The following is a 10289-nucleotide window of genomic DNA, read 5'->3' as shown; positions in this document are numbered from 1 at the left end:
ATGGCAGCAAAGAGTCAGCCGACGCGGCGACCACGCCACGTGCTTATCTGCAACTGGCGCGACACCCGCAACCCCGAGGGCGGCGGCTCCGAGCGGTTCGTCGAGGAGGTCGCCCTGGGGCTGGTCGAGCGCGGAGATCGCGTGACGGTGTTCTGCGCCGCCCACGCGCAAGCCCCGCGCGACGAGGTCCGCGACGGGATCCGCTTCGTTCGGCGGGGCGACAAGATGGCCGTGTACGCCTTCGCCTTCCTCAACCTCCTCCTGCACCGCTTCGGCCGGGTCGACCTCGTCGTCGACGTCCAGAACGGCCTGCCCTTCTTCACCCGGCTCGCCACGCGCAAGCCGGTCCTCGTGGTTGTCCACCACGTGCACCGGGAACAGTGGCCCGTCGTCTACCCCGGTCTCGTCGGCAAGGTCGGCTGGTGGATCGAGTCCTGGCTCGCGCCGCGCCTGTATCGGCGCTCGCACTACGTCGCCGTCTCGACCGCGACACGGGACGAGCTGGTCGCACTCGGCGTCGATCGAGAGCGCGTCTCGATCGTCCACAACGGCACTGACTCCAGCCCTTCGATCGACACCGAGCGCTCGCGCCATCCCTCGATGTGCGTCGTAGGCCGGCTCGTCCCGCACAAGCAGGTCGAGCACGCCATCGACACGGTGGCAGCGCTCGCAGAGCTCCCCGACCTGACCCTCACCGTCGTCGGTGACGGCTGGTGGGAAGGGGAACTGCGCGAGTACGCCACGCTCCGCGGCGTCGCGGACCGTGTCACTTTCACTGGGTTCGTCGACGAGCGTGCCAAGCACGAGGTATACGCGTCGTCCTGGCTGATGCTTCTCCCCTCGCTCAAGGAGGGGTGGGGGCTGGTCGTGGGCGAGGCCGGCTCGCACAGCACACCCACCGTCGCCTACCGCTCGGCCGGGGGTACCCAGGAGTCCGTCGACGATGGCGAGTCAGGCGTCCTTGTGGACGATCAGGCTGAGTTCGTCGCTGCAGCCCGGCACCTGATGATCGACGACGCGCTGCGTGAGCGCCTTGGCAAGGGTGCCCTCGACAAGAGCCGCGCGTTCACGTGGGGACAGACGCGAGAGGGCTTCGCCAGTGTCCTGGCGAAGCCCTCTCGGTGAGATGAATGACGTGTCGGCGCGATCCGTCAGTTGTTGGAGCCGTAGTTCACGACAGACGACGTCGGCTGAGTCGGATTGTCAGACGCAGCCTGAGACTGGACAACACCGACGACGGTCGCTGCGCCGAGCCCAGCACCCACGACGATCGCGGCCACGCCACCAAGGAAACCACCCACGGAAATCTTCCCTCCTGAAGTCAGAGCCGCCACGGTACCAGCCGGTAAGCCGATCAGGCCACTACACGGACGAAGTTCCCAGGGGCGGCCGCCAGGGGCCGAAGCTCACTCCCCCCGATCCTCTAGTGTGAGGCGCACCATGAGACCCCACCCGCGGCGACGGTCGCCCGCAGCGAGCCTCCTCGTGTCGGTGCGGCCGCGACAGTGGCTCAAGAACCTCATCGTGGCCACGGCGCCGCTGGCCGCCGGCGTGCTGGCTGAGCCCCGCGTCCTCATGCGGGTCCTCGTCGCCGTGGCGGCCTTCACGCTGGTCTCGGCCGCGGTCTACCTCGTGAACGACGTCTGCGACGCCGAGGAGGACCGCCGCCACCCCCTCAAGTCCGCTCGACCCATCGCCGCCGGCGAGATCTCGCCGCGCCTCGCGCTCCTCGCCGCCGCTCTCCTGTCCGGTCTCGGTATCGCCACCGGTGCGTGGCTGGACCTCCGGCTGGGCCTCACGCTCGTCATCTACGCGGTGCTGCAGATCTCCTACGCCCTTTGGCTGAAGCACATGGCGGTCATCGACCTTGCCGTCGTCGCCTCCGGATTCTTGCTCCGGGCCGTGGGCGGTGGCGTCGCAGTCGATGTCGCGCTCTCGCAGTGGTTCCTCCTCGTCGCGGCGTTCGGGTCTCTCTTCATGGTTGCTGGGAAGCGCTATTCCGAGATGCACAGCCTCGGCAGCGCGGCGGGCACCCGTCGGTCCCTGTCGTTGTACTCCGAGTCCTACCTGCGTTTCGTCTGGGGGCTTGCCGCCGGTGTCACCATCACGGCGTACAGCCTGTGGGCCTTTGAGATCTCCCCAGCCACCGGCCTCCCCTGGCAGGCGATCTCGATCGCCCCCTTTGTCCTAGGGTTACTCCGCTACGCCGTCGACATCGACCGCGGCCTCGCCGGTGAGCCCGAGGACATCGTGCTGCGCGACCGTGTGCTCCAGGCGATCGGGCTCGTCTGGCTGGCGACATTCGCCCTCGGCGTCACTGCCTGAGTCACCGCGCGTCCGACGGCACCTCGTACACGGCGATCTCCTCGCCGGTGAACAGCGGCTCCAGCTCCGCCTGGAGCTCGTCGAGGTCGTCGGCTCCGAACGCGTCGAGGGCCACGACCACCAGGCCGATCCCCTCCGCGCGCAGGGTAGCTGCGGGATCGTCGGAGGCCAGTGCCTCGCGGACCGCCGCCGCGCGCGCGTCCTCGCCGCCCACGACCGTCCCCGAGACCACGAGCTCGTCGTCGACGACCGTCTCCCGCGGGAAGTAGCGCCCGGCCGGGTCGAGGACCACCCGGCCGTCGTTCCATGCCGGTGCGCGGAACGCGCCGAACGGCAGTGAGACCAGGTCGCCCTCGGCATCGCTGTCGGCGATCGCCGCCCGCGCCTCGTCCCACTCGGCGGGGTACGAGACCGCCTCGAGCCGGCCGGCGGCGCCCCACGCCAGGTCGGGCATCACCGCGATCGGAAGCAGGACGGCCACCACGAGGACGGAGGTCCGCGCGAAACCGTCACGCACCCGACCCGCCAGCGCCGCCACGCCCGCCGCGACGAGGACGGCCTGCAGTGGCGCGAGCAGGGCGAGGTAGCGCGCGCCGTCACGCAGCAGCCCGCCACCCGGCACGACCTCGACGACCCACTCCAGCACCGCCGGCACATACGCCCCGACCAGGGCGATGGCCAGTGCGATCACCGCGGCGGGCACCAGCGCGCGTACGGGCTCTCGGGCCGGACCACCCCGCCATGCGGTCACCGCGCCGACCGCCATCACGGTCCACAGGACCAGGCAGAAGAGCGTCGCCGTCACGAGGTCGCGAGAGTCCGGAACCACGTCGACGTTCCAGATCCCGCCGAGGCTCAGCGCCGCGCCCAGCCGGCCCAGGCCCGCCTCGGGCTGCAGCGCGAACACGGCGACGCCCGCCGGGTCGCTACGGCCCGCACCGGCGTGCGCGAACCCGGCGACGATCCACGGCAGGTTCACCACCACCGCCACGAGGGCGACCCGACCACAGCGCCGCCACCCGCACACCGACACCGCCAGCACCGCGCCGATCACGCCCGAGGCCGGGCTCAGCGCGGTTGCGGCGAGCGGCACGACCCAGCGCCACCATCGCGGGGTACCGCCCTCACGAACCTCCAGACACGCGACGACGAGCCACGGGAGCGCGGCGTACGCGACCAGGAGCGGCCAGTGCCCGATGACGAGTCGCTCGGCGACGTACGGGTTCCAGACGAACCACGTCGTGCCTGCGAGCTGCGCGCCGAGCCCGAACCGACCCAGCATCCGCATCGCGCCGGCACCGGCGGCGACCAGGCTCCCGACGAGGACCACCTTCTGGAGGAGCCAGCCGGGGACCACGAGGTTCGCGACCGCGACGACCGCGTCGGACGGGACCGCCCGCGGGGTCGCCGATCCCAGTCCCCACACGTCCGGGCGGGTGATGTCCAGCCTCGGGACGAAGACCATGTCGTACGACAGGACGTAGCCGGAGGCGAGCATCGGCGCGCACACCAGCAGCGCCATGACCCACGGCCACGCGTTCCCCAAAAGACGTCGTCCCATCACGCATGGTTATATCGGGTCCGTGTCTGCGCCCCCACCGAGCCGCCCTTCGACCGCAGTGAGCGCCGGAGGCCGCATCGCCGTCGCGATGATGGTCCAGAACGTCGGCGCGTACGCGTTCACCCTGCTCGCCGCCCGCCTCTTGGTCCCTGCCTCGTTCGGCGCGCTCACCGCGCTGCTCGGCGTCATCCTCGTCGCCAATGTCGGATCCCTCGCGGTGCAGACGACCACCGCCCGCCGGATCGCCGTCTCCCCCGGCTCGGCCGACCGCATCGCCGCGACAGCGACCGCAGTCTCCGTCGGCATGGGCGCGGCCGTGGGTGGCGTGCTCGCCGTGCTGAGCCCGCTCATCGCCGATGTCCTCCGGCTCGACTCGGCCTGGCCCGTGGTGCTGTGCGGCGCCGCGGTCGTCCCGCTCACGCTGATGGGCGCGCTCGCGGGGATCGCCCAGGGCCAGCACCGCTGGACGTCGCTGTCGGTCGTGTACGTGACCAGCGGGCTCGGCCGCATCGTGTTCGGGACGGCCGCGATGCTGATCAGCGCGACGCCGACCGCCGCGGTCGCCGGTGTGATGGTCGGCGCATGGCTCCCGATCCTCGTGTGCGGCAGGCTCCTGCGGGCAGGCGGCGTCGGCGGCGCCCGCCCGTACGTCTGGGAGGTGCTGGCGGGCTCGCACGCGATGCTCGCCTACCTGGTCCTCAGCAATCTCGACGCGCTCCTGGCGCGCGTCGCTCTCGACCCCCATGACAGCGGGCTGTACGGCGCCGGCCTCATCCTCACGAAGGCGGCGCTGTTCCTCCCGCAGTTCGTCAGCATCGTCGCGTTCCCCCGGCTCGCCCGCGCCCGCGCCGATCGCGCGCGCCGCCTCGCCACCCTCGCGGTCGCCGTCGTCGGTGCCGTCGCGACGGCCGTGACGGCCGCGCTATCCGGGATCGCGCTCATCCTCGTCGGCGGTGACCAGTATGCCGAGGTCCAGCCGCTGCTGTGGCTCTTCGCCCTCGAGGGATCGCTGCTCGCAATCGTCCAGCTCCTCGTCTTCGACGCCCTCGCGCGCCGCTCTCACGGCATCGTGGCGGTGCTGTGGATCGCGAGCGCCGTCGCGGCGACGCTCATCCTCGTCCTGCCCCTGCACGTCGCGGGGGTCGTCGTCACGATGGTCGGGACGGCAGCGGTCGTGGCCGCAGCCGCGTGGGCGATGTCGTACCGCGAGTCCCGTGCGGTGCGCGCCGCCGGCTGACCCGCCCCTACTGGCGCGCCATCGCGACCCGCAGACGCTCGTCGGGGTCGATGAAATGGTCGTGATCGTCGGAACCGACGTCGATCTGGACCCAGTGCACGGTCCCAGTGAACCTGCTGCTCGCCGCGGTGTAGTCGCGCGACACGGTCGTCCCCGACTCATAGCCGATGTCCGTCGTCTCGTCAGCCGAGAAGACCATCGGCTGGGTCGCCTCGACCCGCCCCGAACCGACCTGGTCGCCGTCGTGGAAGAGCGTGACGTCGCCGCCCTTCGCGAGCCCGCCCCCGTCGTACGCGAACTCGATCCGCACCTGATGGCGGCCGGACGGGATCGGCGCATCCGCCACGGTCGCGAACTCGTGGATGCCGAGCACGTTGTAGACGAACTTCGCGTGGCCGTCCTTCGCGTACAGGCACCAACCCCCGAACCGTCCACCCTGGGCGATGATCACGCCCTCGGCACCGCCGTCAGGGACCTCGACGTCGGCGGTAACGGAGAACGACCTGTTCTTGATGCTCACGACGCTGTTCTCCGACAGCCGCCCCATGCCAGGGAAGAACAGCTGGGAGTCGCCGTGGATCAGCGTCGGCCTCCCCGCCGCCGCCGGGTCGATGCGCTCAGCCAGACGGTCGTCCATCGGGAGCACGTCGTACTTGGTGGCCTCGATCAGCCACAGCCGCTGGAGTTTGGCGAGCAGCTCAGGGTTCTCAGCGGCCAGGTCGTGGGCCTGGCTGTAGTCGGTGCTGCTGTCATACAGCTCCCAGAGGTCGTCGTCGAATGGCGGAACGTTGCCGCCGAGCATGACCCACGGCGTCCGGTGCTTGGTGACGGCGCTCCAGCCGCGGTGGTAGATCCCGCGGTTGCCGAACATCTCGAAGTACTGCAGGTCGTGGCGCTCTGCTGCTTCCGTGTCGGTGAACGAGTACGCCATGCTCGTCCCTTCCATCGGCGACTGGAGCACGCCGTTGACCATCGTCGGCTCCGGCAGCCCGGCGGCCTCGAGGACTGTGGGCGCGATGTCGATCACGTGGGTGAACTGCGAGCGGACGCCACCCTTGTCCGCGATCTGGTCCGGCCAGTGGACGATCGTGCCGTTGCGCGTGCCGCCCCAGTGGGAGGCGATCTGCTTCGTCCACTGGAACGGCGTGTTCATCGCCCACGCCCAACCGACGGAATAGTGGTTGTACGACTCGGGCGAGCCGAGCTCGTCCTTCTTGCTGAGCATGAACTCGGGCGTCTCGATCGCGGCCATCCCATTGAAGTTGGCCATCTCGTTGAAGGCGCCGTTCATCGTGCCCTCGGCGGACGCCCCGTTGTCGCCGATGATGTAGTAGACGAGCGTGCTGTCGAGGATGTCGAGCTCCTCGAGCGTGTCGACCAGGCGCCCGACCTGGTGGTCGGTGTGCTCGAGGAAGCCCGCGTACACCTCCATCTGACGCGCGAGCACCGGCTTCAGCTCGTCCGGCATGTCGTCCCACGCGGTGATCTCGTCGTGCCGGACAGTGAGGTCGGCGTCCCCCGGGATCACGCCGAGCTCCTTCTGGCGAGCGAAGGTCCGCTCCCGCTGGACGTCCCAGCCCTCGTCGAACGCCCCCGCGTAGCGGTCGGCCCACTCCTTCGGGACGTGGTGAGGCGCATGCGTCGCCCCGGGCGCGAAGTAGACGAAGAACGGCTTGTCGGGCATCAGTGCCTTCTGCTGCCGCATCCAGCTGGTCGCCCGGTCCGCGAGGTCCTCGGTGAGGTGGTAGCCCTCCTCCGCGGTACGGGGTGGCTCGACCGGCGTCGTCCCGTCGTACAGAGCGGGATCCCACTGGTTGTTCTCGCCGCCGATGAAGCCGTAGAACGTCTCGAACCCGCCGCCACCGGACGGCCACGCGTCGAACGGACCGAGCGGCGATGACTGCCACACCGGCACCTCGTGACACTTGCCGTACTGCGCCGTCGAGTAGCCGTTGAGCTTGAGCGTCATCGCCAACGGCGCCTTGGTGTTCGGGCGCAGCGAGCTGTTGCCCGGGGCCGAGGTCGCGGTCTCGGTGATGCTGCCCATGCCGACGGAGTGGTGGTTGCGCCCGGTCAGCAGCGCCTGCCGGGTCGGCGCGCACAACGCCGTCGTGTGGAACCGGTTGTAGCGAAGCCCGCCGGCCGCGAGTCGCTCCGCGGTCGGCGTACGGCACGGCCCCCCGAACACGCTCGAGGCGCCGAAACCGACGTCGTCCAGCAAGATAACCAGCACGTTGGGTGCGCCCTCGGGAGGGAGGAGCGGCTCGATCGGCGGGTACGAGGTCTCCGGGTCCTTGGCGTCGTACGTCGTCAGTCCTGGTGGCCGGCGATCAGGGATCGGCAGCATCGAGCGCGCGTGGCGGTCGGGGCGCATCGGCCCACCTCCGTCGGGTCGGGTGTCTCATACCCACCGTGACCCCGAACGGCTCCGACTCCGTCACCCCTTGTGGGTGAGACCGGGCTAGTGGCCCGCCTCGTGCCACGAGCGGCCGATGCCGACCGACACGTCGAGCGGCACCTTGAGGTCGGCGGCCCGCGCCATCTCGTCGCGCACGATCTGCTCGACGGCGTCCTTCTCGTCCGCGGCCACCTCGAGCACGAGCTCGTCGTGGACCTGCAGCAGCATCCGCGAGCGAAGGTCGGCCTCGCGCAGCGCGCGGTCCACCCCGAGCATGGCGACCTTGATGATGTCGGCCGCCGAACCCTGGATCGGGGCGTTGAGCGCCATCCGCTCGGCCATCTCGCGGCGCTGACGGTTGTCGCTCACCAGGTCGGGGAGATAGCGGCGACGGCCCATGATCGTCTCGGTGAAGCCCGTACGACGGGCATCGTCGACGACGCCGCGCAGGTAGTCGCGCACGCCGCCGAACTGCGTGAAGTACTCGTCCATCAGCGCCTGCGCCTCGCGCGTCTCGATGCCGAGCTGCTGGCTCAGCCCGTACGAGGACAGCCCGTACGCGAGGCCGTAGTTCATCGCCTTGATGCGTGAGCGCATCCCGACGTCGATGGCCTCGGGCTCGACCTGGAACACGCGCGACGCCGTGATCGTGTGGAAGTCGGCGCCGGAGTTGAAGGCGTCGATCAGCGCCTGCTCCTCGGAGAGGTCGGCCATGATCCGCATTTCGATCTGACTGTAGTCGGCCGTGAGCAGCGTGTCGTAGCCCGTGCCGACGACGAAGGCCTCACGGATGCGGCGCCCCGCGGCCGTCCTGATCGGGATGTTCTGGAGGTTGGGGTCGGCCGAGCTGAGGCGCCCGGTCGCGGCGATCGTCTGGTTGTACGTGGTGTGGATGCGGCCGTCCGGCGCGACCGTCTTGCGGAGCCCCTCGACCGTCACCCGCAGCCGGGTCGCGTCGCGGTGCTCGAGGAGGTGCAGGAGGAATGGGTGCTCGGTCTTGGCGTAGAGCTGCTGGAGCGCATCGGCATCTGTCGTGTATCCGGTCTTGGTGCGCTTGGTCTTGGGCATGCCGAGCTCGTCGAACAGGACGACCTGGAGCTGCTTGGGCGAACCCAGGTTGATCTCCTTGCCGATCACCTCGTACGCCTCGTCGGCCGCCGTACGGACGCGCGTCGCGAACTCCTCCTCGAGGGTCTCGAGCGCGTCGGTGTCGACGGCGACGCCGACCTCCTCCATGTCGGCCAGCACGCTGACGAGGGGAAGCTCGACGGTGTCGAGGAGCGTACGCCCGCCCTGCTTGTCGAGCTCGGCGTCGAGCGCACCGCTCAGCTCGACGACCGCAGCGGCCTGGAGCATCGCGTCCTGCGCGGCGGCGTCGTCGGCGACATCGAGGGTGAGCTGGTCGCCGTGGTCCTCGACGCGCAGCTCGCGGTGGAGGTAGCGCAGGGCCAGGTCCTCGAGGTCGTACGACCGCTGGTCGGGCCGCGCCAGGTAGGCGGCGAGTGCGGTGTCGCTCGCGAGGCCGGCGACCGTCCACCCCTGCGCGCGGAGGGCGAGGATCGGGCCCTTAGCGTCGTGGAGCACCTTGGGCCGCGCGCCGTCGGCGAGCCACGCGGCCACGGCGGCTTCGTCCGACGGCGTCAGCGTCGCCACGTCGAACCACGCCGCGCCGTCGTTGCCCGTGGCGAGCGCGAGCGTGTCCACGCGGCCGGTCCCCCGGCCCCAGGATCCGCCGACGCGGACGCCGACCGGCACCCCCTCGGGCACGTGCTCGTCAAGCCAGGCCGCGACCTCGCCCTCACCGAGGACTACGCCGGAGACCTCGAAGCCCTCCTCGGCCTCGGGCTCCTCGGTCGAGAGGGTCTGGAACAGCCGGTCGCGCAGCACCCGGAACTCCAGGCCGTCGAAGACCTGGTGGACGGCGTCGCGGTCCCACGGCTGGAGAGCGAGGTCGGCGGTGGTGACCGGGAGGTCGAGATCGCGCACCAGGGCGTTGATGCGGCGGTTGCGGATGACGTCGGCCAGGTGGTCGCGGAATGACTGCCCCGCCTTGCCAGTGACCTTGTCGGCATCGCGGACCAGGCCGTCGAGGCCGTCGAACTGGGCGAGCCACTTGGCCGCGGTCTTGGGGCCGACCCCGGGGACGCCGGGGAGGTTGTCGCTGGTCTCGCCGACCAGGGCGGCGACGTCCGGGTAGCGCGCTGGGACGACGCCGTACTTCTCCTCCACCGCCTGCGGAGTCATGCGTGCGAGGTCAGAGACGCCCTTGCGCGGGTAGAGCACGGTCGTGGTGTCGGTGACCAGCTGGAGCGCGTCGCGGTCGCCGGTGCAGATGAGCACCTCGAAGCCGTCCTGCTCCGCCCGCGTCGCCAGGGTGCCGATGATGTCGTCGGCCTCGAAGCCCTCCAGCTCGAGGTAGGTCACGTGCAGCGCGTCGAGGACTTCCTTGATCAGGGCGACCTGGCCGGTGAACTCGTCGGGCGACTTGGAGCGGTTGGCCTTGTACTCGGCGTACTCCTCGCGCCGGAAGGTCTTGCGCGAGACGTCGAACGCGACCGCCAGGTGGGTCGGCTGCTCGTCGCGCAGGACGTTGATCAGCATGGACGTGAAGCCGTAGACCGCGTTGGTGTGCTGGCCCGTCGTGGTCGAGAAGTTCTCGACGGGGAGGGCGAAGAAGGCCCGGTAGGCCACCGAGTGGCCGTCGATGAGGAGGAGGCGGCCGGAGTCGGCGAGAGCAGGGTCAGCGGTGCTGGTCGAGTCCACGCACC

6 protein-coding genes are annotated in these 10289 nt (G+C 70.3%); 3 read left to right on the top strand and 3 right to left on the bottom strand.

Going from position 1 to position 10289, the window contains the following annotated elements; translation table 11 throughout:
- Both H4N58_RS08165 and H4N58_RS08160 read left to right on the top strand, forming a co-directional pair.
- On the top strand, nucleotides 1-1125 hold the full coding sequence (locus tag H4N58_RS08165; RefSeq protein ID WP_167251872.1) for a glycosyltransferase family 4 protein: 1125 nt from the start codon (nucleotides 1-3) through the stop codon (nucleotides 1123-1125).
- A 315-nt stretch (nucleotides 1126-1440) separates the two neighbouring features.
- A complete protein-coding gene (locus H4N58_RS08160) occupies nucleotides 1441-2325 on the top strand; it encodes a decaprenyl-phosphate phosphoribosyltransferase (protein WP_167251873.1) in 885 nt (294 codons plus the stop codon).
- 1 nt (nucleotide 2326) lies between these two features.
- On the opposite strand, the gene H4N58_RS08155 is transcribed toward H4N58_RS08160, so the two are convergent.
- A complete protein-coding gene (locus H4N58_RS08155) occupies nucleotides 2327-3886 on the bottom strand; it encodes a hypothetical protein (RefSeq protein WP_167251874.1) in 1560 nt (519 codons plus the stop codon).
- Nucleotides 3887-3908: 22 nt separating this feature from the next.
- Here H4N58_RS08155 and H4N58_RS08150 point away from each other — a divergent pair, with 22 nt between their 5' ends.
- Complete coding sequence (locus H4N58_RS08150) at nucleotides 3909-5123, top strand: lipopolysaccharide biosynthesis protein (protein WP_167008541.1); 1215 nt, start codon at nucleotides 3909-3911, stop codon at nucleotides 5121-5123.
- A gap of 7 nt (nucleotides 5124-5130) precedes the next feature.
- Here the strand turns inward: H4N58_RS08150 and H4N58_RS08145 are convergent, their stop codons facing one another.
- On the bottom strand, nucleotides 5131-7497 hold the full coding sequence (locus tag H4N58_RS08145; protein WP_167251875.1) for an arylsulfatase: 2367 nt from the start codon (nucleotides 7495-7497) through the stop codon (nucleotides 5131-5133).
- 87 nt (nucleotides 7498-7584) lie between these two features.
- On the bottom strand, nucleotides 7585-10284 hold the full coding sequence (gene polA, locus H4N58_RS08140; protein ID WP_167251876.1) for a DNA polymerase I: 2700 nt from the start codon (nucleotides 10282-10284) through the stop codon (nucleotides 7585-7587).
- Between the last annotated feature and the right edge of the window lie 5 nt (nucleotides 10285-10289).

The sequence above is a fragment of the Mumia sp. ZJ1417 genome, from assembly GCF_014127285.1.
Classification (GTDB): domain Bacteria; phylum Actinomycetota; class Actinomycetes; order Propionibacteriales; family Nocardioidaceae; genus Mumia.
This window is presented reverse-complemented; position numbering and strand designations above follow the sequence as displayed.

Bases quoted from the DNA above. Each gene is read 5' to 3' on its own strand.
- H4N58_RS08160 (WP_167251873.1), top strand. From the start codon at position 1,441: ATGAGACCCCACCCGCGGCGACGGTCGCCCGCAGCGAGCCTCCTCGTG.
- H4N58_RS08145 (WP_167251875.1), bottom strand. From the start codon at position 7,497: ATGCGCCCCGACCGCCACGCGCGCTCGATGCTGCCGATCCCTGATCGC.
- H4N58_RS08155 (WP_167251874.1), bottom strand. From the start codon at position 3,886: ATGGGACGACGTCTTTTGGGGAACGCGTGGCCGTGGGTCATGGCGCTG.
- H4N58_RS08165 (WP_167251872.1), top strand. From the start codon at position 1: ATGGCAGCAAAGAGTCAGCCGACGCGGCGACCACGCCACGTGCTTATC.